The 24,453-nt window shown below is 59.6% G+C and carries 24 protein-coding genes; 21 read left to right on the forward strand and 3 right to left on the reverse strand.

The window, feature by feature from the left end:
• Positions 1 to 8: 8 nt before the first annotated feature.
• The 9 genes from rpoB (at position 9) to B5G37_RS03325 (ending at position 12,268) form a co-directional block, all read left to right on the forward strand.
• The gene (rpoB, locus tag B5G37_RS03285; protein WP_087253842.1) at positions 9 to 3,761 is read left to right on the forward strand and encodes a DNA-directed RNA polymerase subunit beta; all 3,753 of its coding nucleotides are present in this window, start codon (positions 9 to 11) and stop codon (positions 3,759 to 3,761) included.
• A gap of 18 nt (positions 3,762 to 3,779) precedes the next feature.
• A complete protein-coding gene (gene rpoC, locus B5G37_RS03290) occupies positions 3,780 to 7,655 on the forward strand; it encodes a DNA-directed RNA polymerase subunit beta' (RefSeq protein ID WP_087253844.1) in 3,876 nt (1,291 codons plus the stop codon).
• Between the two features lie 144 nt (positions 7,656 to 7,799).
• Positions 7,800 to 8,096, forward strand: coding sequence for a hypothetical protein (locus tag B5G37_RS03295; RefSeq protein ID WP_087253846.1), 297 nt, complete (start codon positions 7,800 to 7,802; stop codon positions 8,094 to 8,096).
• 127 nt (positions 8,097 to 8,223) lie between these two features.
• The gene (locus B5G37_RS03300) at positions 8,224 to 9,195 is read left to right on the forward strand and encodes a metal ABC transporter substrate-binding protein (protein ID WP_242962745.1); all 972 of its coding nucleotides are present in this window, start codon (positions 8,224 to 8,226) and stop codon (positions 9,193 to 9,195) included.
• Positions 9,196 to 9,198: 3 nt separating this feature from the next.
• Positions 9,199 to 9,876: an ABC transporter ATP-binding protein gene (locus B5G37_RS03305; RefSeq protein ID WP_087253852.1), complete on the forward strand. Its 678-nt coding sequence runs from the start codon at positions 9,199 to 9,201 to the stop codon at positions 9,874 to 9,876.
• Positions 9,864 to 10,694, forward strand: a complete 831-nt coding sequence (locus tag B5G37_RS03310) for a metal ABC transporter permease (protein ID WP_087253854.1) — start codon at positions 9,864 to 9,866, stop codon at positions 10,692 to 10,694. Before B5G37_RS03305 ends, B5G37_RS03310 begins: the two co-directional genes overlap by 13 nt.
• Positions 10,691 to 11,131: a hypothetical protein gene (locus tag B5G37_RS03315; RefSeq protein WP_087253856.1), complete on the forward strand. Its 441-nt coding sequence runs from the start codon at positions 10,691 to 10,693 to the stop codon at positions 11,129 to 11,131. Before B5G37_RS03310 ends, B5G37_RS03315 begins: the two co-directional genes overlap by 4 nt.
• A gap of 113 nt (positions 11,132 to 11,244) precedes the next feature.
• Positions 11,245 to 11,808, forward strand: coding sequence for a DUF3793 family protein (locus B5G37_RS03320; protein WP_087253858.1), 564 nt, complete (start codon positions 11,245 to 11,247; stop codon positions 11,806 to 11,808).
• A gap of 28 nt (positions 11,809 to 11,836) precedes the next feature.
• Entirely contained in the window at positions 11,837 to 12,268 is a 432-nt protein-coding gene (locus B5G37_RS03325; RefSeq protein WP_087253861.1) for a flavodoxin, read from the forward strand.
• Positions 12,269 to 12,311: 43 nt separating this feature from the next.
• Here B5G37_RS03325 and B5G37_RS03330 read toward each other — a convergent pair whose 3' ends face one another.
• Both B5G37_RS03330 and B5G37_RS03335 read right to left on the reverse strand, forming a co-directional pair.
• A complete protein-coding gene (locus B5G37_RS03330) occupies positions 12,312 to 12,977 on the reverse strand; it encodes a response regulator (protein WP_087253864.1) in 666 nt (221 codons plus the stop codon).
• 5 nt (positions 12,978 to 12,982) lie between these two features.
• Entirely contained in the window at positions 12,983 to 14,599 is a 1,617-nt protein-coding gene (locus B5G37_RS03335; RefSeq protein WP_087253867.1) for a sensor histidine kinase, read from the reverse strand.
• A gap of 192 nt (positions 14,600 to 14,791) precedes the next feature.
• Here B5G37_RS03335 and B5G37_RS03340 point away from each other — a divergent pair, with 192 nt between their 5' ends.
• Genes B5G37_RS03340 through atpC form a run of 8 tightly spaced genes read left to right on the forward strand, consistent with a single transcriptional unit; the run spans position 14,792 to position 21,000 of the window.
• Positions 14,792 to 15,493 (forward strand): F0F1 ATP synthase subunit A, encoded by a 702-nt coding sequence (locus B5G37_RS03340; protein WP_087253870.1) that lies wholly within the window; start codon positions 14,792 to 14,794, stop codon positions 15,491 to 15,493.
• Positions 15,494 to 15,536: 43 nt separating this feature from the next.
• Positions 15,537 to 15,755, forward strand: a complete 219-nt coding sequence (gene atpE, locus B5G37_RS03345) for an ATP synthase F0 subunit C (protein WP_087253872.1) — start codon at positions 15,537 to 15,539, stop codon at positions 15,753 to 15,755.
• 14 nt (positions 15,756 to 15,769) lie between these two features.
• Complete coding sequence (gene atpF, locus B5G37_RS03350) at positions 15,770 to 16,255, forward strand: F0F1 ATP synthase subunit B (RefSeq protein ID WP_087253875.1); 486 nt, start codon at positions 15,770 to 15,772, stop codon at positions 16,253 to 16,255.
• Positions 16,252 to 16,776 (forward strand): ATP synthase F1 subunit delta, encoded by a 525-nt coding sequence (gene atpH / locus B5G37_RS03355; protein ID WP_087253878.1) that lies wholly within the window; start codon positions 16,252 to 16,254, stop codon positions 16,774 to 16,776. Before atpF ends, atpH begins: the two co-directional genes overlap by 4 nt.
• Positions 16,773 to 18,293: a F0F1 ATP synthase subunit alpha gene (gene atpA / locus B5G37_RS03360; protein WP_087253881.1), complete on the forward strand. Its 1,521-nt coding sequence runs from the start codon at positions 16,773 to 16,775 to the stop codon at positions 18,291 to 18,293. Before atpH ends, atpA begins: the two co-directional genes overlap by 4 nt.
• The gene (atpG, locus tag B5G37_RS03365; RefSeq protein WP_087253884.1) at positions 18,281 to 19,159 is read left to right on the forward strand and encodes an ATP synthase F1 subunit gamma; all 879 of its coding nucleotides are present in this window, start codon (positions 18,281 to 18,283) and stop codon (positions 19,157 to 19,159) included. The genes atpA and atpG overlap by 13 nt, the downstream gene beginning before the upstream one ends.
• A 36-nt stretch (positions 19,160 to 19,195) precedes the next feature.
• Positions 19,196 to 20,596, forward strand: coding sequence for a F0F1 ATP synthase subunit beta (atpD, locus tag B5G37_RS03370; RefSeq protein WP_087253886.1), 1,401 nt, complete (start codon positions 19,196 to 19,198; stop codon positions 20,594 to 20,596).
• Complete coding sequence (gene atpC / locus B5G37_RS03375) at positions 20,596 to 21,000, forward strand: ATP synthase F1 subunit epsilon (RefSeq protein WP_087253890.1); 405 nt, start codon at positions 20,596 to 20,598, stop codon at positions 20,998 to 21,000. The genes atpD and atpC overlap by 1 nt, the downstream gene beginning before the upstream one ends.
• A 55-nt stretch (positions 21,001 to 21,055) precedes the next feature.
• Here atpC and B5G37_RS03380 read toward each other — a convergent pair whose 3' ends face one another.
• Entirely contained in the window at positions 21,056 to 21,556 is a 501-nt protein-coding gene (locus B5G37_RS03380) for a sigma-70 family RNA polymerase sigma factor (protein ID WP_087253893.1), read from the reverse strand.
• 166 nt (positions 21,557 to 21,722) lie between these two features.
• Here B5G37_RS03380 and B5G37_RS03385 point away from each other — a divergent pair, with 166 nt between their 5' ends.
• From B5G37_RS03385 to B5G37_RS03400, 4 genes are read left to right on the forward strand one after another with little or no spacing between them, the layout of a single operon-like run.
• Positions 21,723 to 22,544, forward strand: coding sequence for a ParA family protein (locus B5G37_RS03385; RefSeq protein WP_087253896.1), 822 nt, complete (start codon positions 21,723 to 21,725; stop codon positions 22,542 to 22,544).
• Complete coding sequence (locus B5G37_RS03390) at positions 22,501 to 23,439, forward strand: ParB/RepB/Spo0J family partition protein (protein WP_087253899.1); 939 nt, start codon at positions 22,501 to 22,503, stop codon at positions 23,437 to 23,439. Before B5G37_RS03385 ends, B5G37_RS03390 begins: the two co-directional genes overlap by 44 nt.
• An 11-nt stretch (positions 23,440 to 23,450) precedes the next feature.
• On the forward strand, positions 23,451 to 24,083 hold the full coding sequence (locus tag B5G37_RS03395) for a hypothetical protein (RefSeq protein ID WP_087253902.1): 633 nt from the start codon (positions 23,451 to 23,453) through the stop codon (positions 24,081 to 24,083).
• 12 nt (positions 24,084 to 24,095) lie between these two features.
• Complete coding sequence (locus B5G37_RS03400; protein ID WP_087253905.1) at positions 24,096 to 24,428, forward strand: helix-turn-helix transcriptional regulator; 333 nt, start codon at positions 24,096 to 24,098, stop codon at positions 24,426 to 24,428.
• Positions 24,429 to 24,453 lie beyond the last annotated feature (25 nt).

Raw genomic sequence — 24,453 nt, forward strand, 5'->3', positions numbered from 1 at the left:
ATCAGCAAATGGCAAGAGCGGTCAAAGACGTCTATTACGGCAAGACCTTGCGCAAGAGCTTCGCCCGCAGCGAGGAAATTCTGGAGATGCCCTACCTGCTGGAGATCCAGAAGTCTTCCTACAAGTGGTTCTTTGAGACCGGGCTGCAGGAAGTGTTCAACGATGTGGAAGCCATCACCGACTATGCCGGGAACCTGGAGCTGAGCTTTATCGGCTTCTCCATGGACGATCCCCCCAAGTACACCATTGAAGAGTGCAAAGCCCAGGACGCCACCTACGCCGCCCCCATTAAGGTGCAGGTGCGCCTGCGCAACAAGGAGACTGGCGAGATCAAGGAGCAGGAGATCTTCATGGGCGATTTCCCCCTGATGACCGACGCCGGCACCTTCGTCATCAACGGCGCTGAGCGCGTCATCGTCTCCCAGATCGTGCGTTCCCCCGGCGTGTACTACGCCCGCAACGCCGACAAGGCCGACAACATCACCTACGCCTCCACCGTGATTCCCTATCGCGGCGCCTGGCTGGAGTATGAGACCGACCTGTCCGATGTGTTCTATGTGCGCATCGACAAAAACCGCAAGCTGCCCATCACTTGCCTCATCCGTGCCGTGGGCCCCAAGACCGACGCCGAGATTCTGGACATGTTCGGTGAGGACCCCCGCATTCTGGCCACCCTGGAGAAGGATTCCTGCAAGACCTATGAGGAGGCCCTGCTGGAGATCTACCGCAAGATGCGTCCCGGCGAGCCCCCCACGGTGGACTCTGCCGAGAGCCTGCTCAACGCTCTGTTCTTCGATCCCCGCCGCTATGACCTGTCCGCCGTGGGCCGCTACAAGTTCAACAAGAAGCTGACCATGTGGACCCGTCTGTCCGGTCAGAAGCTGGCTGCCCCCGTGGCTGACCCCTCCACCGGTGAGATCGTGGCCGAGGCTGGCGAGGTGCTCACCCGTGAGCGGGCCATGGAGCTAGACCGCCTGGGCGTCAACGAGGCCTTTGTGGAGGTGGAGGACCTGCACACCGGCACCCACATCGTCAAGGTGTTCTCCAATGGCATGGTCAACATGGCCGACTTCGTGGACTTCGACCCCGAGACCGTGGGCGTGACCGAGAAGGTGCGCTTTGTGGTCTTGAAGGAGCTGCTGGAAAAGCGGGACGCCGAGGGCCTCTCTCAGGAGGACTTTGCCGACCTCATCCGGGAGCGCATGACCGACCTCATCCCCAACCACATCATTGTGGATGACATGATGGCCACCATCAACTACCTCAACTGTCTGGCCTTTGGCGTGGGTACCCCCGACGACATCGACCACCTGGGCAACCGCCGTCTGCGCTGCGTGGGCGAGCTGCTGCAAAACCAGTTCCGCATCGGCTTCACCCGCATGGAGCGGGTCATCCGGGAGCGTATGACCATCCAGGACCTGGACATTGTCACCCCCCAGTCCCTGATCAACATCCGCCCCGTCACCGCCGCCATCAAGGAGTTCTTCGGTTCCAGCCCCCTGTCCCAGTTCATGGACCAGACCAACCCCCTGGCTGAGCTGACCCATAAGCGCCGTCTGTCCGCTCTGGGCCCCGGCGGTCTGAGCCGTGACCGCGCCTCCTTCGACGTCCGAGACGTTCACTACAGCCACTATGGCCGTCTGTGCCCCATCGAGACTCCCGAAGGTCCCAACATCGGTCTGATTTCCTACCTGGCCTCCTATGCCCGCATCAACCGCTACGGCTTCATTGAGGCCCCCTACCGCAAGGTGGAGAAGATTTACGACGAGAACGGCAAGTGTGTCGCCGCCCGGGTCACCGACCAGGTGGAGTACATGACCGCCGACGTGGAGGACGAGTTCAACGTGGCTCAGGCCACCGAGCCCGTGGCGGAGGACGGCACCTTCACCCACCGCCGTGTGGCCTGCCGTCACCGCAACGAGATCATCGAGGTGGACTTCAACCAGGTGGACTACGTGGACGTGTCCCCCAAGATGATGGTGTCCGTGGCCACCGCCATGATCCCCTTCCTGCAAAACGACGACGCCAACCGTGCTCTGATGGGCGCTAACATGCAGCGTCAGGCCGTGCCTCTGCTCACCACCCAGGCCCCCATCGTGGCCACTGGTCAGGAGTACAAGAACTGCCAGGACTCCGAGGTGGTTGTGCTGGCCGAGGGCGACGGTGTGGTCACCAAGGTGGACGCCACCGCCATTTCCGTGCGCTACGACGGCGGCGAGGAGAAGACCTACAAGCTGACCAAGTTCCTGCGCTCCAACCACGGTACCTGCATCAACCAGCGTCCCATCGTCTCCGTGGGCGACCGGGTGAAGGCCCGGGACACCCTGGCCGACGGTCCCTCCACCTGTGACGGTGAGATCGCTCTGGGCAAGAACATTCTCATGGGCTTTATGACCTGGGAAGGTTACAACTACGAGGACGCCATTCTGCTCAACGAGCGCATGGTGAAGGAGGACGTGTTCACCTCCATCCACATTGAGGAATATGAGACCGAGGCCCGTGACACCAAGCTGGGCCCCGAGGAAATCACCCGTGACATCACCAACGTGGGTGAGGACGCCCTGAAGGACCTGGACGAGCGCGGCATCATCCGCGTGGGCGCCGAGGTACGTGCCGGCGACTACCTGGTTGGTAAGGTCACCCCCAAGGGCGAGACCGAGATGACCGCCGAGGAGCGTCTGCTCCGCGCCATCTTCGGTGAGAAGGCCCACGAGACCCGCGACACCTCCCTGAAGGTGCCCCACGGCGAGTGCGGCATCATCGTGGACGTGAAGGTGTTCACCCGCGAGGAGGGCGCCGAGCTGGCTCCCGGCGTCAACCAGGTGGTGCGCGTCTACATCGCCCAGAAGCGTAAGATCAGCGTGGGCGATAAGATGGCCGGTCGTCACGGTAACAAGGGTGTTGTCTCCCGCATTCTGCCCCAGGAGGATATGCCCTTCCTGCCCGACGGCACCCCCCTGGACATCGTTCTGAACCCCCTGGGCGTGCCTTCCCGTATGAACATCGGTCAGGTGCTGGAGGTCCACTTGGGCTACGCGGCCCAGGCTCTGGGCTGGAAGGTGGCCACCCCCATCTTCAACGGCGCCGACGAGAAGGACATCGCCGACACCCTGGAGCTGGCCGGTTTGCGCCGCGACGGCAAGAGCTGGCTGTACGACGGTCGTACCGGCGAGCGGTTTGACAACCCCGTCACCGTGGGCTACGTGTACTTCCTCAAGCTCCACCACCTGGTGGACGATAAGATCCACGCCCGTTCCACCGGCCCCTACTCCCTGGTCACCCAGCAGCCCTTGGGCGGCAAGGCCCAGTTCGGCGGCCAGCGCTTCGGCGAAATGGAAGTTTGGGCTCTGGAGGCTTACGGCGCTGCCTACACCCTCCAGGAGATCCTCACCGTCAAGTCCGACGACGTCACCGGTCGTGTGCGCACCTACGAGTCCATCGTCAAGGGCTTCAACGTGCCCAAGCCCGGCGTGCCCGAGTCCTTCAAGGTTCTGGTCAAGGAGCTGCAGGCTCTGTGTCTGGACATCCAGGTGCTGGACGAGAACGGCAACCAGATCGAGCTCAAGGACGAGGACGAGGATACCTATCAGCCCGGCCGCTTCAAGGAGGATTACGACCGCTACCAGGATTACGGCAGCGAGAGTGATTTCGCCCAGGCTGGCTTTACCATGAAGGAGACCAGCGACGACGACGATCTGTCCGTGGCCATCAATGAGAATGATACCGCCGACCAGGATGACTCCTACGGCGACGAAGACTAAGAAAGGGAGGTTGAGGTAATGAGCTACGCTGAGTTTAACGCCATCCGCATTGGCATCGCCTCCCCAGAGCAGATCCGGGAGTGGTCCTACGGCGAGGTCAAGAAGCCTGAGACCATCAACTACCGCACCCTGAAGCCGGAGCGGGACGGTCTGTTCTGCGAGCGCATCTTTGGTCCAACCAAGGACTGGGAGTGCCACTGCGGTAAGTATAAGAAGATTCGCTTCAAGGGCAAGGTGTGTGACCGCTGCGGCGTGGAGGTCACCCGTGCCAAGGTGCGCCGTGAGCGCATGGGCCACATTGAGCTGGCCGCCCCCGTGTCCCACATCTGGTACTTTAAGGGCATCCCCTCCCGCATGGGTCTGCTGCTGGACATCAGCCCCCGCATCCTGGAGAAGGTGCTGTACTTCGCCTCTTATATCGTCACCGATCCCGGCCCCGACTACACCCATCTGACCAAGAATCAGATCCTGTCCGACGCCGAGTACCGCAAGCTGCGGGAGTACTACGAGGACGATTTCCAGGCCGGCATGGGCGCTGAGGCTGTGAAGAAGCTGCTGCAAGACCTGGATCTGGAGCAGCTGTCCGAGAGCCTGCGCGCCCAGCTCAAGGACGCCACCGGCCAGAAGAAGGCCAAGATCGTCAAGCGTCTGGAAGTGGTGGATGCCTTCCGTCTCTCCGGCAACAAGCCCGAGTGGATGATCATCGACGTGCTGCCCGTCATCCCCCCTGAGCTGCGCCCCATGGTGCAGCTGGACGGCGGCCGCTTCGCCACCTCCGATTTGAACGACCTCTACCGTCGTGTCATCAACCGTAACAACCGTCTCAAGCGCCTGATCCAGCTCAACGCCCCCGACATCATCGTGCGCAACGAAAAGCGCATGCTCCAGGAGGCTGTGGACGCCCTGATCGACAACGGCCGCCGCGGTCGTGCCGTCACCGGCGCCAACAACCGGGCTCTGAAGTCCCTGTCCGACCTGCTCAAGGGTAAGCAGGGCCGCTTCCGTCAGAACCTGCTGGGTAAGCGCGTGGACTACTCCGGCCGTTCCGTTATCGTGGTCGGCCCTGAGCTGAAGATCTATCAGTGCGGCGTGCCCAAGGAGATGGCCATTGAGCTGTTCCGCCCCTTTGTCATGAAGAAGCTGGTGGAGGACGGCCACGCCAATAACATCAAGTCCGCCAAGAAGATGGTGGATAAGGCCTCTCCCGCTGTGTGGGACGCTTTGGAGTTTGTCATCAAGGAGCACCCCGTCATGCTCAACCGTGCTCCTACCCTCCACCGTCTGGGCATCCAGGCCTTCGAGCCGGTGCTGGTGGAAGGCCGCGCCATGAAGCTCCACCCCCTGGTGTGTACCGCCTTTAACGCCGACTTCGACGGCGACCAGATGGCTATCCACGTGCCCCTGTCCGCCGAGGCTCAGGCTGAGGCCCGCATCCTGATGCTGGCTGCCAACAACCTGTTGAAGCCCTCCGACGGCGGCGCCGTGGCCGTGCCCACCCAGGATATGGTGTTGGGCTCCTACTACCTGACCTACGAGCGTGACCCCGAGCACGATCCCGACTGCGCTTACGAGACTACCGCCGACGCCGCTGCCGCTCTGGAGCGGGGCGAGGTGTCTCTCAACGACCGCATCTGGGTGCGGGACGAGGAGGCTAACCGCTGGTACCGCACCACTCCCGCTCTGTGCGCTGAGGCTGTGGACGGCAAGGCCCGTGAGGTCTACCAGAGCTTTGAGAGCGATCAGGCTGCCAAGCTGGCTTACGATGAGGGCGAGCTGGACCTGCACGAGCCCATTCTGGTGCGCCGCTCTGCCGAGCTGGACGGCGTGACCCAGGAGAAGATGGTGCTCACCACCGTGGGCCGCCTGATTTTCAACGAGGGCATTCCCCAGGACCTGGGCTTTGTGGATCGCACCGATCCCGATAAGGCATTTGATCCTGAGATCAACTTCGTCTGCGGCAAGAAACAGCTGGGCAAGATTGTGGACAAGTGCATTGAAAAGCACGGCTTCACTGTGTCCGCCACCGTGCTGGACACCATCAAGGCCCGTGGCTATAAGTTCTCCACCCGCGGCTCTCTGACCGTGGCCATCGCTGACATGACCGTGCCTCCCCAGAAGGCCGAACTGATCGCCAACACCGAGAAGGAAGTTGTGAAGATCGAGAACCAGTACAAGCGCGGCTTCCTCACCAACGAGGAGCGGTACCGCTTGGTGGTGTCCGCCTGGGAGAAGACCACTGCCGACGTGTCCGATGCTCTGCAAAAGGGCATGGACCGCTACAACCCCATCTTCATGATGGCCGACTCCGGCGCCCGTGGTTCTGCCGCTCAGATTCGTCAGCTGGCTGGTATGCGTGGTCTGATGGCCGATACCTCCGGTCGTACCATCGAGATCCCCATTAAGGCCAACTTCCGTGAAGGTCTGTCCGTGTTGGAATACTTCATCTCCTCCAGAGGCGCTCGAAAGGGCATGGCCGATACCGCTCTGCGTACCGCCGACTCTGGTTACCTGACCCGCCGTCTGGTGGACGTCTCCCAGGAGGTTATCATCCGGGAGGAGGACTGTGGTACCCACGACGGTATCACCGTGTTCGAGATCAGCGAGAACGGCCAGGTCATCGAGCCCCTGCACGAGCGTCTGCGTGGCCGCTATCTGTGCGAGGACTTCAAGGACTTCCGCACCGGCGAGGTTCTGGTGGGCCACCACGAGATGGTCAGTGCCGACCAGGCCAACCTCATCGAGGCCAAGCTGCGTGAGCAGGCTGAGGCCGAGGGCGATCCCGACCGCAAGGTGTCCATCAAGGTGCGCTCCGTGCTCACCTGTGAGGCCCGCAACGGCGTGTGCGCCAAGTGCTACGGCATGAACATGGCCTTCGGTGAACCCGTGGGTCAGGGCGAGGCCGTTGGTATCATTGCCGCTCAGTCCATCGGCGAGCCCGGTACTCAGCTGACCATGCGTACCTTCCACACCGGCGGCGTGGCCGGCGGCGATATCACTCAGGGTCTTCCCCGTGTTGAAGAGCTGTTCGAGGCCCGCAAGCCCAAGAAGATGGCCCAGCTGGCTGAAATCAGCGGTACCGTCTCCATGGAGGAGGCCAAGCGCGCCACCCTGTGCAATGTCACCATCACCGCCGATGACGGCGAGGTGGTCACCTACGCCATTCCATACAGCGCCGGTATCCGGGTCAAGGCCGGAGACAAGGTGGTCAAGGGTCAGGAGCTCACCGACGGTGCTCTGTCCCCCCACGACGTGCTGCGGGTACGTGGTGTGGACGCCGTTCACAACTACCTCATTCAGGAAGTTCAGAAGCCCTACCGTCAGCAGGGCGTAGATATCAACGACAAGCACATCGAGGTCATCGCCCGTCAGATGATGCGCAAGGTGCGTGTGGAGGACGCCGGGGATTCCACCCTGCTGTCTGGCTCCACCGTGGATATCATCGAGTACAAGGACGCCTACAAGGCTGTGGAAGCCCGCATTGCTGCTGGCGAGAAGCAGGAGACCGGCGAGGAGCTGCGTCTGCCCACCTGCACCCGTCTGCTGCTGGGTATCACCAAGGCCTCTCTGGCCACCGAGTCCTTCCTGTCTGCCGCCTCCTTCCAGGAGACCACCAAGGTGCTCACCGAAGCCGCCATCAAGGGTAAGGTGGACCACCTGCTGGGTCTGAAGGAGAACGTCATCATCGGTAAGCTGATCCCCGCCGGTTCCGGCCTGGCTGCCTACCGCAAGTATGACCAGATCGAGGACGAGATGCCCCAGGAGGGCCGCTTCGATGCCGTCAATGCCGCCGCTGAGGCCGCCCGTGAGGCCGAAGAGCCCCAGGTGGACGACGTGGAGGATACCCAGGAGGGTGTGGAGGAGGACGAGATCCTCTCCATCTCCATCGACGAGTAATTGGTCTTTTCCAAGAGATTCAAAACCCCAACCACCCAAATCGGGTGGTTGGGGTTTGTTAGTTTTGGCTAACCTTTCCGTTGACAGGGGAAAAGCCGGCGGATATAATGATACTCAATGTTTCTCAGATAGGAGGTGCAACCCATGAATCGAAATAAGCGCACACTGTCCGCCCTGATTTGCCTGGGCTTTGTGTTGCTGCTGGCCCTGACCCAAGTGTGGTCCATCCATGTGCTGCACCACCATCCGGTGGGGGAGAGCTGTGCGGTGTGCCATCAGGTGCAGGAAAACCAAAACCGCCTGAACCATACCGCCGCCCAAGGGGGCAGCGGCGTGGAGCAGCTACGGCCTTTCATGGAGCAGCTGACCGCCCACACCGGTGGGGAACAGGGGGAAGCCCAGGCTACCCTCATCTCGCTCAAGGTGAAACTCTCCAATTAAATAGAGGTAAAAACCAGACAGAAGGGGTGGTCTGCCACAAAATGTGGCAGGCTTATTTGGCGTGGCCTCCCTTCTGTATTTTTGCGCCCACAGATATGAAAAATTGGAGGTTATACCTGTGAAACGAATGATTGTACTGTGTTTGTCCCTGCTGCTTCTGGCAGGGTGTGCTCCCGTTGCCAGCCAGGACAAGGGGGAGGAGAAGAAGCTGTCGGTGGTTACCACTGTATTCCCCGCCTACGACTGGGTGCGGGAGATTGTGAGAGAGAACAGCGAGAACGTGGACATCACCTGGCTGATGAAAAGCGGAGTGGATGTCCACAGCTACCAGCCCACGGTGGATGATCTGGTGACCATCTCCAACTGCGACGTGCTGGTGTATGTGGGTGGCGAGTCGGAGAGCTGGATGGAGGAGGCCCTGGCCCAGGGCGGCAAGGAGGGCCGGGTGGTAGTCAACCTCATGGAAGAATTGGGGGATCGGGTAAAAGAGGAGGAGCCTCTGCCCGGGGTGGAGGAGGACCACGACCATGACCACGAGGAGGAACACGAACACGAGGCGGACGAGCACATTTGGCTGTCTTTGAAAAATGCCGTCACTCTCACCCAGACCCTGGCCCAGAAGCTGGGGCAGGTGGACCCGAATCATGCCCAGAGCTATTTGGAGGCCCAAAAGAGCTACCAGACCAAGCTGGAGCAGCTGGACCAGGATTACCAGACCATGGTCCAGGGGGCCAAGTACGATACCGTGCTGTTCTGTGATCGGTTCCCCTTCCGCTATCTGATGGACGACTACGGCATCCAGTATTACGCCGCTTTCGCCGGCTGCTCGGCGGAGACCGAGGCCAGCTTTGAGACGGTGGCCTTCCTGGCCACCACCCTGGAGGGGCTGAATCTGCCCTGTGTGCTCACCATCGAGGGCAGTGACGGCAGTTTGGCCCGGACAGTGTGGGAGAACACCAGCCAGAACAAGCAGACCATGGCTCAGCTCAACTCCCTCCAGGCGGTGACCCAGCAGCAGGTCCAGGAGGGGCTGACCTACCTCTCGGCCATGGAGGACAATTTGCAGGCTCTGGCCCAGGCGTTGCAAAGTGAGGGCTGAGACATGGCATTGGTGACCTGTAAAGATGTGGCCCTGGGCTACCAGAAAACCGTGCTGGTTCAGGGGTTGAACCTGGAGGTGAACCGGGGGGACTATTGGTGCATCATCGGGGACAACGGAGTGGGCAAGAGCACCTTTGTGCGCACCCTGTTGGGGTTGCAGCCCACGCTGGCGGGACGCATCACTCTGGGAGAGGGGCTCAGCAGCTGTGACTTGGGCTACCTGCCTCAGCAAACCCTGGTGCAGCGGGACTTTCCCGCCACAGTGGAGGAGATCGTGCGCTCGGGGTGTGTGTCCTCCATGGGGTGGCGGCCCCGGCTGTCCCGGAAGGAGTTGGCCCGGGTGGAAGAGAACCTGGAGCGCATGGGCATTGCCCATTTGGCTGGCCGCAGCTACCGCACTCTGTCCGGAGGCCAGCAGCAGCGGGTGCGGCTGGCCCGGGCTCTGTGCGGGGCCGACACCCTGCTTCTACTGGACGAGCCGGTGGCGGGGCTGGACCCGGAGGGCACCGCAGAGATGTATGCCCTGGTGGATCGGCTCAACCGGGATGGGATGACCATTCTGATGGTGTCCCACGACTTGGAGGGGGTGCAGGCCCATGCCACTCATGTGCTGCGCATGGCCCGGGAACCCAAAGTGTATTCCTTACGGGAAGGAGGGGCGCTGTCATGGAGAAACTGATCTTGTATTTGAACTACCCCTTTGTGCGCTACGCCCTCATTGTGGGGGTGCTCATTGCCCTGTGTTCCGCCCTGCTGGGGGTCACCCTGGTGTTGCGGCGCATGTCCTTTTTGGGGGATGGCCTGTCCCACGCCGCCTTCGGGGCCATGTCCCTGGCGGCGGTACTCAACCTGAGCAACGATATGCTGCTGGTGCTGCCCCTGACGGTGGTGTGCGCCGTGGTGCTGTTGTGCGGGGGAGAGAAGTGGAAGCTCCAGGGAGATGCCGCCATTGCAATGGTGTCGGTGAGCTCCCTGGCCATTGGCTATCTGCTGATGAATCTATTCTCCTCCTCGGTGAACCTGTCCGGGGATGTGTGCACCACCTTGTTTGGCTCCACCTCCATCCTCACCCTGCGCCCCTGGGAGGTATGGCTGTGCGTGGGACTTTCCGTGGCGGTGGTGGCCCTGTTTGTTCTGTGCTACCACAAGATATTCGCCGTCACCTTTGACGAGACCTTTGCCCAGGCCACGGGGGTAAATGTGAAGGGATACCGGCTGGTGCTGGCGGTGGTCATCGGCGTGGTCATTGTGCTGGCCATGCATCTGGTGGGCTCGCTGCTCATTTCCGCCCTCATTGTTTTTCCCGCCCTGTCCGCCATGCGGGTGATTCGCAGCTTCCGGGGCGTGGTGGTGGGCGCCGGAGTGATCTCTGTGGTGTGCGCCCTGGTGGGAATTTTGGTCTCGGTGATGGCGGGCACCCCCGTGGGCTCCACGGTGGTGGTGGCCAACCTGGTGGTGTTTGCTGGGATGAGCCTTGTGGGAGGTGTGAAGGGATGAAGAAATGGATCACGTTACTGCTGGCCCTATGTCTGGCCTTGACCATGGCCGCTTGTGGTGGGGATGACGCCCCCCAAGAGGGCCAGGGGGTGGCCGTGGATGTGGACTTGACCCAGCTCAGCTCCACCCTGGTCTACGCCGAGGTGTACAACATGGCCACCAACCCCCAGGACTATGTGGGCAAGACGGTGCGCATGCAGGGCAATCTGGTCTACCAGGTGGTAAACGGACAGCCCAACCCCGACTACTTGGCCTGCATGATTTCCGATGCCACCGCCTGCTGCGCCCAGGGCATTGAGTTTGTGCTGGCCCAGCCGCTGGAGGAATACCCCGCATTGGGGAGCATGGTGACGGTGACCGGGGTGCTCACCAGCTATGAATCCAGTGGAAATACCTTTCTCCGGCTGAAAGAGGCCACTTTGGAACAAACTGCATGAAAAAAGTGCCAGCGTTTCACGCTGGCACTTTTTTATCTGTCCCCCTTGACAAAATGGTTAGCGTATGCTAACCTATGTGCAGTTAGCAAGAACTAACCAGAAGGAGGCACACCATGCAGCATACCTTAGATCAACTCTTTGCCACCCACTGTGCCCCTGCGCTGGCGGGGGTGGCCCCCGCCAACCTCATCTCTCTCCGGCGTGGAGATTTTCCACATCTGGAGGAGGAGTTGCGGAAGTATCACCAGGCTTTTGCCCGCCGGGGTGTGTGTTTCCACACCCTGTGCTCCTGTCCCCGCCATGAACTCATTTTGGTCTATCGGCCCCAGATGATGGCCCAGGCCTTACAGCGGGAAGGAGTAGAGGAGATGCTCACCTCCTGTGGCTATAACCTGACCCAGTCGATGGAGGAGATTTTGGCCCACCTGGGCGAGAGGGTCCGGCAAGGCGGCTCCTTCCCCCATGAGATTGGTATCTTTCTGGGTTACCCCGTGGAGGACGTGGTGGGCTTTATGGAACACAAGGGCCAAAACTTCAAGCTGTGCGGACCGTGGAAGGTGTACGGCGATGTGGAGGCGGCCAAGGTGTGTTTTGCCCGGATCCAGAAGGTAAGCCAGAAGATACGGGAACGCATTGACCAGGGCAACACCTTGTTCCAGGTGTTTGCCGTAGCATAAAACATAAGCGTATTAGGAGGTACAAGACATGAGCAAAGTAGCTGTGATTTATTGGAGCCAGACGGGTAACACCCAGCAGATGGCCCAGGCCATCGCCGACGGCGTCACCCAGGCCGGGGCGGAATGCGACCTGATGGAGGTCTCCGCCGTCACCCCCCAGCAGGCCTTGGAGTATGAGAAGCTGGCCCTGGGTTGCCCCGCCATGGGGGCCGAGGTGCTGGAGGAATCCGAGTTTGAGCCCTTCTTCACCCAGCTGGAGGGACAGCTGGGTGGACGTAAAGTGGCTCTGTTCGGCTCCTACGGCTGGGGCGACGGCCAGTGGATGCGAGACTGGGTGGAGCGCACCCAGAACGCCGGGGCCAACCTGGTGGAGGAGGAGGGGCTGATGGTCAACGAAGCTCCTGACGCCGACGATTTGGAGGCCTGCAAGAAGCTGGGCGCAGCTCTGGCTACCTACTAAGACAAAAAGATGCCGCAGAAGGGTTTCTTCTGCGGCATCTTTTTTATTTCAGTTGGTACAGGCGGCAGGGGCGGCCTCCGGTGTCGTAGTTGACGGTGGAGCAGGCCTCCCCACGCTCCACCAGATAGTTGGCGTAGCGGCGCACGGTGACCACGGAGAGGTTGGTCTGCTTGGAGATGGCCTCGCTGGGCAGCCCCTGGGCGGGGGCGGCGTGGAGGCAGTCCCGAATGAGCTTCAACGTGCTCTCCTGCAGTCCCTTGGGAGCGGAGCGGTCTCCACTGTCTGGGGGTGCAAACAGCTTGTCCAGTTCCCCCTGGGTCACCGCTTCTCCGTTTACCGCCTCCCGGTGCCGGCAGAAGGTGTCCAGAGCCTGCTGGAACCGCTCATAGGTGAAAGGCTTGACCAGATAGTCCACCACCCCCATTTTCAGAAGGGTGTCCACCGAAGCGGCGTCGTTGGCGGCGGTGACCATGATGGCGTCAATGGGGATGGCCTGCTGCCGCAGGGCGCGCAGCAGCTCTACGCCGGTGAACAGGGGCATATACACGTCCAAAATTACCAGATCTGCCGGGTTTTGGCACAGCCAGTCTAGGGCAGAGCGGCCATCGGAAAAGGTCTGCACCACCCGGAAGCGGGAATCCTTCTCGGTGAAGGTGCGGTTTAACAGGGAGACCATGGGGTCATCTTCCACGATCACGACTCGATACATAGGCGTTACTCCTTGTCTGCGGGAAGCTCTTCCCGGCAAAAGCTGATGAAAAATGAGGTACCCACGCCGCTTTCCGACTCCACGCGGATCTCGCCGTGGTAGGCATCCACCACCCCTTGCACCAGGGACAGTCCGGTGCCCCGGTTGCGGCCCTTGGTGGAGGTCCCCCGCTGGAACATGGTGCGGCGCAGCACAGCGGGGATGCCAGGACCCGTGTCCTCCACGCACAAAAGCAGACTGTCCGCATTCTCTCGGATGCTGACAAAAATCTCTTTGTTGGTGCTGCGGGACTGGTTGAGCACCTCAATGGCGTTTTCGATGAGGTTGCCCAAAATGGTGACATAGGCATCTGGGGGCAGCCAGTCGCTGTCCTCCTGCAGGGAACTCTCCCGGTCCAGGGTCAGGCGAATGCCCAACTCGTTGGCCCGGCTGGTCTTACCCACCAGCAGAGCGGCCACCGACGGCTCATGGAGCTGGTTCATGATGCGATTGACCGCCTCCCGGTGGATTTGGGTGGTGTCCATGATGTACTGCTGAGCCTTTTCCGGCTCGCCGATTTGCAATAGGCCCAAAATGACGTGGAGTTTGTTCAAAAACTCGTGGGTGTAGGCCCGCATGGCGTCCACCATGTGGCGCACGCCGGTGAGGTCGTCGGCCATGCGGGTTAGCTCCGTGCGGTTACGAAAAATGCTAACCGCGCCGTTGAGCTTTCCGTCTTCGTACAAGGGCAGCCGGTCGGCCAGCACCCGCACATGTTTCAGTGAAGTGATGCTCACGTTGTACTCCGGCTTTCCGGTGCGCAGGATGCGGTCCAGGGTGGAGCGGGGGTAGAACTGGGACAAGGGCTGGCCCAGCACTTCCTCCCGGTTCAGGGAGAACATCTCTGCGGCCGCGGTGTTGAGAAAGATGAGCTTTTTGTCCCGGTCAATGGCCATGATGCCCTCTTCCAGGGCGTCCATGATGTCCTCCCGCTGATGAAAGCGGTGAACAAAGGCATCCGGCTCATAGCCCATTAGGGAGTGCTTGATGCGCCGGGACAGGCGCAGGGCCAGGGTGGAGCCCACCACCACCGCAGCCAGACCCACCACTGAGAGGGTCAGTACCGTGTGCAGGGTCAGCTTGGCCATGCTGCGGAAGTACACCCCCACAATGAGAAATCCGATGACTTCCCCCTGGTCGTTGCGGATGGGGGCATAGGCGGAGTGTTCCGAGCCCATGGGGCCAGTTTCATCCGAGGTATAGGGAGCCGCTCCCGCCAGAGCATCGTCCTGGGCATTTCCGGAATAGGCGGTGCCAACCAAGTCGTGACTGGGGGCGTAAAGCAGGTTGGATTGGAGATCTCCCACCAGGATGAGGTCAATGTCCCGGGTTTGATGGGTGGCAGCGTCCAAAAACTCCGCCAGCTCTTGGGTGGAAGCGGTACCCTCCAAGGTCTCCTGGAGCAGATCCATCCGGGAGAGAAGGGCGGCGGAATTGAGCAGGGTGTTGTCCAGAGATTCCTGGCTGCTTTTTAAGGTGAAATACAACGTCCCCGCCGTGGACAGGACAATGGAGACGATGACAACGATGAGATTCATGCGGGTGAGCTGAGAGCGAATGGAAGCTCCCGACGGTGTAGGCATGGATGCTCCCTCCTTTGTATTTTAGTATAGTAAAAAGGACAAGGACTGTCAAACCAAACCATACTCCAGTGCGGTAGAGAGAAAAAGAACGAAACCCAGGAGAAAACCGTCGTTTTTCTTACTTTTTTTACTTTCGTAAGGCTTACGGGAAGGAAAGCGGGGGAGTACAATGGCAGTCGCGAAAACGAGGTGATGTGTTTGGATGCATTCAAGGAAATGCTGCTGGAAGAGCTGGGAACCCCAACGGCATTCACCATCCCGCTGCTGGGCGGCATAGACGTGTCGCAATCGGTGGTGGTGTCGTGGATCGTCATGGCGGTGCTGATTGTGGCAGCCCTGTGCCTGACCCGAAATCTAAAAGTGGAACACCCGGGCAAGGTACAGATGGGGTTGGAGAGCGCGGTGCAGTTCCTCAACGGCTTTGTGGAGGCCAACATCGGGGAACACTGGAGGGCCTTTGCCCCCTGGCTGGGTACCGTGGCGCTGTACATCGGCTTTGCCAACATCATCGGCATATTCGGGTTTGCGCCCCCCACCAAGGACGTGAGCGTCACGGCGGGCTTGGCCATCCTCAGTATGCTGCTCATTTACGGCTCGCAGTTTCGGTACAATGGCCTGTTGGGCGGCCTGAAACGATTTGCCGAGCCTATGCCCCTGCTGCTGCCCATCAACCTGATGGAGGTGGCCATCCGGCCCCTGGCTCTTTGTATGCGACTGTTTGGTAACGTACTGGGCGCCTTCATCATCATGGAAATGCTGAAGTTTGTGGCCCCGATTTTGTTCCCGGCGGTGTTCAGCATCTACTTCGACCTGTTTGACGGGTTGATCCAAACCGTTGTCTTTGTGTTCCTGACCACCCAGTTTGTGGGTGAGGGCATCAAAGAGGAAGAGTAAGACCATCAACGAAACACATTGAAATTACAGGAGGAACTTAATTATGTCTATCGCTATCATTGCTGCGGCTCTGGCCGTGTTCACCGGAATTGGCGCTGGTATCGGCATCGGTGTTGCCACTGGCAAGGCCAGCGAGGCCATTGCCCGTCAGCCCGAGGCTTCCGGCAAGATCAACAGCGCTCTGCTGCTGGGCTGCGCCATGGCAGAAGGTACCGCCATCTTCGGCTTCATCACCGCTCTGCTGATTATCTTCATGGGTTAAGGGGGGAGCCTCCCATGCTGGAGTTCCATCTTTCCACCATTGTTTTTACCATCATCAACCTGCTGGTGTTGTACGCCATCCTGCGCAAGGTGCTCTTTGGTCGCGTCAACGACATCCTGGAGCAGCGTGCCAACCTGGTCCAGCAGGAGATTGAATCTGCCCAGCAGGGCAACCGCCAGGCCCAGGAGCTGAAGGCGGAGTATGAGGGCAAGCTCACCGATGCCCGGCAGGAGGCGGCCAAGATCGTCTCCGATGCCCAGATCCGCGCCCAGCGGGTGTACGAGGGCAAGGTGGCTGAGGCTCAGGGCGAAGCCCAGCGTCTGCGCCAGGAGGCTCAGGCTCAAATTGCCACCGAGCGGGAGACCATGCTGCAAGGGGCCCGCAAAGAGGTGGCCTCTCTGGCCCTGCTGGCTGCCGCCAAGGTAGCCGGGCGTTCCATGGACGCCGACGACAAGTCCTTTGTGGATGAATTTCTTTCGGAAGTGGGTGAACAGGGATGACGGAGTTAGCACGCCGCTATGCCCACGCCCTGTATGGCATTTTCCCCGATGAGGGCACCCTGGAGCGTACCGCCCGGGAACTGATGGGGGATCACGCACTGTGGGAGAGCCTGTGCTCCCCTGCGGTGCAGGCTCAGGAAAAAGAGCGTATTCTGGCCCGCCTGCCTGTGCTGGACGGGCACCGGATATTGCTCAGCTTTTACTCCCTGCTGGCAGACAAGGGCCGCATGGCCCTGTTGCCGGAGGTGGTAAAGGCCTTTCACGAGAAGGCTCTGGCGGAGCGGGGGGCGGCATGCTGCCGCATGACCTGCGTGCGTGAGCCGGAGGCGGAGGAGTTGGAGAAGCTCCGCAAGGTGCTCTGCCACCTTCACCGCAAGCAAGACGTGGTCTTTGATATCCAGATTCAGCCCGACCTCATTGGCGGATTTATGCTGGAAATCGAAGGTGTAACCTATGACAAGAGCGTCCGCGGGACGCTGTCCGGCATGTACCGGCAACTGGAAGAGAGGCGAATGGCATGAAAACCAATCCCGAAGAGATCGTCTCCATCCTGCGGGAGGAGATTCAAGGCTATGACACCCGCGTGCGCCGGGACGAGACCGGAACGGTCCTGGAAGTGGGCGACGGCATTGCCACCGTCTACGGCCTGGACAAGGCCGTGTACGGTGAGCTGGTCGAGCTGGACACCGGTGTCCAGGGCATGGTGATGAACCTGGCCCGGGACAGCGTGGGCGTGGTGCTGCTGGGCAGTGACGCCGGGGTCAAGGAAGGCACGGTGGTGCGCCGCACTGGCCGTGCTGCCGACGTGCCCGTGGGCGATAGCCTCATTGGCCGCGTGGTCAACGTGCTGGGTCAGCCCATTGACGGCCTGGGTCCTATTGAGACCACAGAGACACGGCCCATGGAGCATGAGGCCAGCGGCGTGGTCACCCGTGAGCCCGTCAACGTGCCTATGCAGACGGGCATTCTGGCCATTGACGCCATGGTACCCATCGGCCGTGGCCAGCGTGAGTTGATCATTGGCGACCGCCAGACCGGTAAGACGGCCATCGCCGTGGACACCATTCTGAACCAGAAGGGCCAGGATGTGATCTGCATTTACGTGGCCATCGGCCAGAAGGCCTCCACCGTGGCCCGCATTCAGGACACCTTGAAAAAGCACGGCGCCATGGACTACTCCATCATCGTCTCCTCCACCGCCAGCGAGTCCGCTCCCTTGCAGTACATCGCCCCCTACGCCGGTGCGGCCATGGGTGAGTACTTTATGAGCAAGGGCAAGGATGTGCTCATCGTCTACGATGACCTGTCCAAGCACGCGGTGGCCTACCGTACCCTGTCTCTGCTGCTCAAGCGGTCTCCTGGCCGTGAGGCTTACCCCGGCGACGTGTTCTATCTCCACTCCCGTCTGCTGGAGCGGGCCTGCCGCCTGACCAAGGAGTGCGGCGGCGGCTCCATGACCGCTCTGCCCATCATTGAGACCCAGGCCGGCGACGTGTCCGCCTACATCCCCACCAACGTCATCTCCATCACCGACGGCCAGATCTACCTGGAAAACGACCTGTTCTTTGCCGGTCAGCGTCCCGCCGTCAACGTGGGCTTGTCCGTGTCCCGTGTGGGCGGTTCCGCCCAGACCCGGGCCATCAAGAAGACCGCCGGTACCTTGCGTATCGACCTGGCTCGCTTCCGTGAGTTGGAAGTGTTTACCCAGTTCGCCTCGGACCTGGACCCTGCCACTCAGCAGGCTCTGGATCACGGTCGCCGCCTGCTGGAGCTGCTCAAGCAGCCTTTATACCAGCCTCTGCCGGTGAGCCGTCAGGCCGTCATCCTCTACGTGGCTACCAACGGTCTGGTGGACGACGTGCCTCTGGACAAGGTGCGCAGCTTCGTGCTGGACTTTGTCCAGGAGATGGAGCAGGATCACGCCGACGTGATGGATGAGATCCAGTCCACTGGAAACCTCAGCGGTCCCGCCATTGAGACCATCCGTGGGGCTATGGAGGAGTACAAAAAGCGGGTGAGCGCCACATGGCAAGCATAAAGGAAATCCGTACCCACATCAAAAGCGTGGAGCAGACACTGAAGATTACCAACGCGATGTTTCTCATCTCTTCTTCCAATCTTCAGAAGGCCCGCAAGCAGCTGACCGATGTGGAGCCCTACTTTCAGAAAATCGGCACCACCATTTCCGACATTCTCCACCACTCCCCGGAGATTAACCACGTTTTCTTTGATAAGCGTCCCCACATCCCGGCGGAGAAACGGAAAATTGGCTATATTGTCATCACCGGTGACAAGGGTCTGGCCGGTGCCTACAACCACAACATTCTCAAACTGGCCGAAGAGAAACTCAGCCAGTCCGCCCACACCAGCCTGTATGTGGTGGGCCAGGTGGGACGCTCCTACTTTATGGAGCACGGCATCCCCATTGATATGGAGTTTCTCTACACCGCCCAGAACCCCAACGTGGGCCGAGCCCGGGACATGTCTGAGACCATGCTGGAGCTGTTCCGCACTGAGCAGCTGGATGAGGTGTATGTGATCTTCACCCGCATGGTCAACTCCTTCCAGATGGAGCCCACCATTCACAAGCTCCTTCCCCTGGACCCGGACGCCTTCCCCGAGGAGGAGGAGGTCTCCTCTTACAACCGGGACGTGGACTATGTGCCTTCGGTGAAGGCGGTTATGGACCGCCTGGTCCCCGGCTATGTGAAGGGAGACCTGTTCGGCGCACTGGTGCAGTCCTACTGCTCGGAGCAAAACGCCCGCATGACTGCCATGAAGTCCTCCAGCGACAACGCCCGGGCCATGCTGCAAACCCTGAACCTGTCTTACAACCGGGCCCGTCAGACCGCCATCACCCAGGAGATCACCGAGGTGGTGGGCGGCGCTCAGGCGGCCCTGTAACCCCATGAAATCATGACACCCGAAAGGTGATACGATATGAAGGAACATAAAGGAACAATTGTACAGGTCATGGGACCTGTGGTAGACGTGGCCTTTGAAAGCGGCGTCCTGCCCGAGATCAAGGAAGCCCTTGAGGTGGAGCTGGACGGGAAGCGTCAGGTCATGGAGGTGGCCCAGCACATGGGCGGCGACACCGTGCGGTGCATCATGCTCTCCCCCAGCGAAGGTCTGGGCCGGGGCATGGAAGTGACCGCCACCGGCGCCCCCATTTCGGTGCCTGTGGGCAAGGGTGTGCTGGGACGTATGTTCAACGTCCTGGGCGATACCATCGACGAGAAGGGCCCTGTGGATACCCAGGAGACCTGGTCCATCCACCGTCAGCCCCCCGCCTTTGAGCAGCAGCGCCCCGTGGTGGAAGTGTTTGAGACCGGCATCAAGGTCATCGACCTGCTGGCCCCCTACGCCAAGGGCGGTAAGATCGGCCTGTTCGGCGGCGCCGGCGTGGGCAAGACCGTTCTGATCCAGGAGCTCATTCACAACATCGCCACCGAGCACGGCGGCTACTCCATCTTCACCGGTGTGGGTGAGCGTACCCGTGAGGGCAACGACCTGTGGCGGGACATGACCGACTCCGGCGTCATCGAGAAGACTGCCCTGGTCTTCGGTCAGATGAACGAGCCCCCCGGAGCCCGTATGCGCGTGGCCCTCACCGGCCTGACCATGGCCGAGTACTTCCGCGACCAGGAGAAGCAGAACGTGCTGCTGTTCATCGACAACATCTTCCGCTACATCCAGGCCGGTTCTGAGGTGTCCGCTCTGATGGGCCGTATGCCCTCCGCCGTGGGCTATCAGCCCACCCTGGCTAACGAACTGGGCGCCCTGCAAGAGCGCATTACTTCCACCAAAAACGGCTCCATCACCTCTGTACAGGCCGTCTACGTCCCCGCCGACGACCTCACAGACCCCGCCCCCGCCACCACCTTCGCCCACCTGGACGCCACCACCGTGCTGTCCCGTAAGATCGTGGAGCAGGGCATTTATCCCGCTGTGGATCCTCTGGAGTCCACCTCCCGCATCCTGGAGCCCGACGTGGTGGGCGAGCGCCACTACAAGATCGCCCGTGGCACCCAGGAGCTGCTGCAGCGCTACCGGGAGCTGCAGGACATCATCGCCATTCTGGGTATGGAAGAGCTCAGCGAGGACGACCGCCGCACCGTGGAGCGTGCCCGCCGCATTCAGCAGTTCTTCTCCCAGCCCTTCTCCGTGGCCGAGCAGTTCACCGGCCTGGAGGGCCGCTATGTGAAGCTGGAGGACACCCTGCGTTCCTTCGAGGTGATTTTGGGCGGCGAGCTGGATAAGTACCCCGAGGTTGCCTTCAGCAACGTGGGCAACGTGGATGAGGTTGTGGCCAAGGCCAAGAAGATGGGGGCGGTATAATGGCAGACGCCAATACCTTTTACCTGGAGATCATCACCCCCGAGCGGCAGTTTTACATTGGCCCCGCTCAGGCCCTGATCTTCCCCGCCGTGGACGGCCAGATGGGTGTGTATGCCGGTCACGCCCCCACCGTGACCGCCATTGAGCCGGGTGAACTGCGCTACAAGGTGGACGACGTGTGGGAGCCTGCCGCTGTGGGCGCAGGCTTTGCGGAGATTAAGCCCGACTACGTCATTTTGCTGGTGGGCTTTGCCGAGCACCCCGAGGAAATTGACCGCAAGCGTGCCGAGGCCGCCAAGTTGCGCGCCGAGGAGCGTCTGCGCCAGAAGCAGAGCATCCAGGAGTACTATCACTCCAAGGCCGCTCTGGCCCGCGCCATGGCCCGGTTGAAAACCCGGCGATAACGAAAGATACAAAAAAGCGCATGTCTCACTCTGAGACATGCGCTTTTTTGCGCGCTCAATGGCTTTCATAAGCTTGGCGCAGCTTTTCCAGGGCTTTTTTTTCGATGCGGGAGACGTAAGAGCGGCTGATGCCACACAAGGTGGCAATCTCCCGCTGGGTGAGAGGAGCTTTTTGGTTGAGACCATAGCGCAGCTTGATGATGTGGGCCTCCCGGGGGGTGAGGCAGGTGTCCACGCACTCCCGTACCCGCAGGCAGGAGTCCCGCAAGTCCAGATCGTCCAGCATGGTGTCGTCTACGCACACCACGTCCATGAGGGACAGGGAATTGCCCTCCGGGTCTCCGTCCAGGCTCTCGGACAGGGACAGCTCCCCCTGGGTTTTCCGCTGGGAGCGGAAGTACATGAGAATTTCGTTTTCGATGCACCGGCTGGCATAGGTGGCCAGGCGCACATTTTTGTCCCCCTTGAAGGTGGACACCCCTTTGATGAGGCCGATGGTGCCGATGGAGATCAAATCGTCCTGGTCGCCCGACTGTGTGTAGTATTTTTTTAACATGTACTCCAAAGGACAAAGCACTTTTCTCAGGAAATATCCGTTCTGACTCGTATAATCGACATTTAGACATCATTTATAATGCCAATTTTATGGTGCCCGCATAATGCCTAGAGACTTTTAAAGTTTCTGGGCATTTTTTATGCTAAAAATGTAACGAGGTGATTTAATGAACACAGAAGTCATAGCAGTGGTCAATCAGAAGGGCGGTGTGGGAAAGACAACGACCTGCGCCAACCTGGGGATTGGATTGGCACAGGCCGGGAAAGAGGTGCTCCTGGTGGACTGCGATCCGCAGGGGAGCCTGTCTGTCAGCTTGGGATATCACCAGCCGGACAAGCTGTCCTTTACGTTGACCGACGCCATGAGCCGAATCCTCATGGACGAACCACTGGGAGGCAGAGAAGGGGTATTAACCCATCCGGAGGGCGTAGATTTGATGCCCGCCGATATCAGATTATCCGGCATGGAGGTGTCTCTTGTCAACGCCATGAGCCGAGAGACCATATTGCGGCAGTACCTGGATACCATGAGGGGGAAGTATTCCCACATTCTCATAGATTGCCAGCCCTCCCTGGGGATGCTTACCATCAACGCTCTGGCCGCAGCGGACCGCATCATCATTCCGGTTCAGCCCGAGTACTTACCGGCCAAGGGTCTAGAGGAACTGCTCAAGACAGTGAATAAGGTCAAGCGGCAGATCAACCCAAAGTTGGGCATAGACGGTATTTTGCTCACCATGGTGGACAGCCGTACGAATTTAGCAAAGGAAGTATCGTCTCTGATCCGTGAGACATACGGGAGCAAGATAAAGGTTTTTGACAGTGTGATTCCATATTCAGTCCGTGCAAAGGAAAGCAGTAAAAAGGGCAAAAGCATATTTGCCCATGAGCCGGAGGGAAAGGTAGCTGAAGGGTATCGTAATCTGACTAAGGAGGTGTCTCGGCTTGAAAGACAACGAGAAAAAATTCGTTCTGGCCTCGTTCGATGAAATCTTCTCTACCCAGGAGAGCCGGGATGATGCCAAACGCGAAAAGGTGATGGAGATTCCACTCTCTGACCTTCACACCTTTAAGGGACATCCGTTCAAGGTACTGGATGACGAGAAAATGGCGGAGACAGTGGAGAGCGTCAAGCAGTATGGTGTCTTGGTTCCGGCGATTGCCCGACCGGACCCGGAGGGCGGCTATGAAATTGTGTCTGGACACCGACGGCACCGGGCCAGCCAGTTGGCTGGGATGGAGACCTTGCCAGTTATTGTCCGTGACCTGGATGATGATGAGGCTACCATTATCATGGTGGACTCCAATCTCCAGCGGGAGACGCTGTTGCCCAGTGAGAGAGCGTTTGCGTATAAGATGAAGCTGGAGGCTGTAAAGCATCAAGGGCAGAGAACGGACTTAACTTCCCGACGAGTTGTCGGGAAGTTGGAGATGGCTGATGTGGTAGGTGAACAAGCTGGTGATAGTGGTAGGCAGGTTCAACGCTATATCCGCTTGACCGAGCTAATCCCCCAGCTATTGGACATGGTGGACGAGAAGAAAATCGCCTTTAACCCGGCCTATGAGTTGTCCTTCCTCAAAACAGAGGAGCAGGAGCAGCTCCTGGACGCTATGACCAGCGAACAAGCTACCCCTTCCCTTTCCCAAGCACAGCGGTTGAAGAAGTTCAGCCAGGATGGACGCTGTACCCCGGAGGTCATGTGTGCCATTCTCAGTGAGGAGAAGAAAAGCGATATGGAAAAGGTGACGCTGGGCGCTGACACGCTGCGCAAGTATTTTCCCAAAAATTACACGCCAGCCAGAATTGAGGCAACCATCATTTCGCTGCTGGAGCAATGGCAGCGGAAACAACGAGACAAACAACAGCGGGACCAGGGGAGATAGGAGGTACAAATATGTCATTTGAGGTTTCGGAAAGAACAGTGGGCATCCAGATGAGTGATGAAGATGCCGAAAAATTATCGGCGATTGCAGCGAACCATGGGAAGACAGTAAGTGAACTATTGTCCGGTTTTGTCGGCGACTTGATTTGTGGCTCCCAAACCAATGGGTCGGACGAACGAGAATTCGCAGAGTTGTGGCTGAACCGCCGTTATGGATATTGGGAGGATGATAGCCTACTTGCTCATCTCGCAAACTCTGATCCTGATGTGAATGCGGCAGTAGGTGAATTCCTTACCCAATACGATGACTGGAAGCTGAGCTTGGAACATCCAGAAGAATTTGCGGATGAAATCGCAGATTGTCCCGGCGAGAAGCTGTACTGTCAAATGGTAGTGGAGGATTATCTGAGAGGCTGGAGTCATGCTGATGATATTCCTGAAGAGGAAATCAAAAGGTGTCGGAAATGGCTCACAGAGGCCAATCAGTTGAATGGTACGCTTCCGCCCACCACTGATGTGGAACCGTATAAGCAGTATTTTCCCCAAACCTATTCGGTAAGCCGGATGCGGGCGACCATCATCCACCTCCTGGAACAGTGGCAGCGTAAGCAACAGCATAAGCAGCAACGAGGCCCAGAGAAATAGGAGTGATAGGTAATGAGGGATCAAAGAGGGACACGAAGTGCAGAGATAGGAGCAATCATCCGGCAAGTGCGCCAAAGCAAGAAGATCTCCCTGGTCCAGGTAGCCGAAGCCCTTGGAAAGACCGTACGAACTTTGCAAAAATATGAGTTGGGCGAAATTGATTTGACGGTCTCCAGCCTGGAGCAAATTGCAGCTGTGCTTGATGTAAGGCCATGGGAGCTGCTGGGCTACCAAGTAGGGGAAAACCTACCCAATACTTTTGAGATATGGACCACAGGATTTGCGGAAGGGTTCAAAGGTGGTGTAGCCTTTGCCGAAAATCGCAAGGATGGGAATTGCTCTTGACGTATCCTTGACAGAGGAGGAGAGG

Source organism: Pseudoflavonifractor sp. An85 (assembly GCF_002161235.1).
In the GTDB taxonomy this organism is placed as follows: domain Bacteria; phylum Bacillota; class Clostridia; order Oscillospirales; family Oscillospiraceae; genus Enterenecus.

Excerpts from the sequence above, each read along its gene's own strand:
- rpoB (WP_087253842.1), top strand. The coding sequence starts at position 9 with ATGGCAAGAGCGGTCAAAGACGTCTATTACGGCAAGACCTTGCGCAAG.
- rpoC (WP_087253844.1), top strand. The coding sequence starts at position 3,780 with ATGAGCTACGCTGAGTTTAACGCCATCCGCATTGGCATCGCCTCCCCA.
- B5G37_RS03295 (WP_087253846.1), top strand. The coding sequence starts at position 7,800 with ATGAATCGAAATAAGCGCACACTGTCCGCCCTGATTTGCCTGGGCTTT.
- B5G37_RS03300 (WP_242962745.1), top strand. The coding sequence starts at position 8,224 with ATGATTGTACTGTGTTTGTCCCTGCTGCTTCTGGCAGGGTGTGCTCCC.
- B5G37_RS03305 (WP_087253852.1), top strand. The coding sequence starts at position 9,199 with ATGGCATTGGTGACCTGTAAAGATGTGGCCCTGGGCTACCAGAAAACC.
- B5G37_RS03310 (WP_087253854.1), top strand. The coding sequence starts at position 9,864 with ATGGAGAAACTGATCTTGTATTTGAACTACCCCTTTGTGCGCTACGCC.
- B5G37_RS03315 (WP_087253856.1), top strand. The coding sequence starts at position 10,691 with ATGAAGAAATGGATCACGTTACTGCTGGCCCTATGTCTGGCCTTGACC.
- B5G37_RS03320 (WP_087253858.1), top strand. The coding sequence starts at position 11,245 with ATGCAGCATACCTTAGATCAACTCTTTGCCACCCACTGTGCCCCTGCG.
- B5G37_RS03325 (WP_087253861.1), top strand. The coding sequence starts at position 11,837 with ATGAGCAAAGTAGCTGTGATTTATTGGAGCCAGACGGGTAACACCCAG.
- B5G37_RS03330 (WP_087253864.1), bottom strand. The coding sequence starts at position 12,977 with ATGTATCGAGTCGTGATCGTGGAAGATGACCCCATGGTCTCCCTGTTA.
- B5G37_RS03335 (WP_087253867.1), bottom strand. The coding sequence starts at position 14,599 with ATGCCTACACCGTCGGGAGCTTCCATTCGCTCTCAGCTCACCCGCATG.
- B5G37_RS03340 (WP_087253870.1), top strand. The coding sequence starts at position 14,792 with ATGTGTTTGGATGCATTCAAGGAAATGCTGCTGGAAGAGCTGGGAACC.
- atpE (WP_087253872.1), top strand. The coding sequence starts at position 15,537 with ATGTCTATCGCTATCATTGCTGCGGCTCTGGCCGTGTTCACCGGAATT.
- atpF (WP_087253875.1), top strand. The coding sequence starts at position 15,770 with ATGCTGGAGTTCCATCTTTCCACCATTGTTTTTACCATCATCAACCTG.
- atpH (WP_087253878.1), top strand. The coding sequence starts at position 16,252 with ATGACGGAGTTAGCACGCCGCTATGCCCACGCCCTGTATGGCATTTTC.
- atpA (WP_087253881.1), top strand. The coding sequence starts at position 16,773 with ATGAAAACCAATCCCGAAGAGATCGTCTCCATCCTGCGGGAGGAGATT.
- atpG (WP_087253884.1), top strand. The coding sequence starts at position 18,281 with ATGGCAAGCATAAAGGAAATCCGTACCCACATCAAAAGCGTGGAGCAG.
- atpD (WP_087253886.1), top strand. The coding sequence starts at position 19,196 with ATGAAGGAACATAAAGGAACAATTGTACAGGTCATGGGACCTGTGGTA.
- atpC (WP_087253890.1), top strand. The coding sequence starts at position 20,596 with ATGGCAGACGCCAATACCTTTTACCTGGAGATCATCACCCCCGAGCGG.
- B5G37_RS03380 (WP_087253893.1), bottom strand. The coding sequence starts at position 21,556 with ATGTTAAAAAAATACTACACACAGTCGGGCGACCAGGACGATTTGATC.
- B5G37_RS03385 (WP_087253896.1), top strand. The coding sequence starts at position 21,723 with ATGAACACAGAAGTCATAGCAGTGGTCAATCAGAAGGGCGGTGTGGGA.
- B5G37_RS03395 (WP_087253902.1), top strand. The coding sequence starts at position 23,451 with ATGTCATTTGAGGTTTCGGAAAGAACAGTGGGCATCCAGATGAGTGAT.
- B5G37_RS03400 (WP_087253905.1), top strand. The coding sequence starts at position 24,096 with ATGAGGGATCAAAGAGGGACACGAAGTGCAGAGATAGGAGCAATCATC.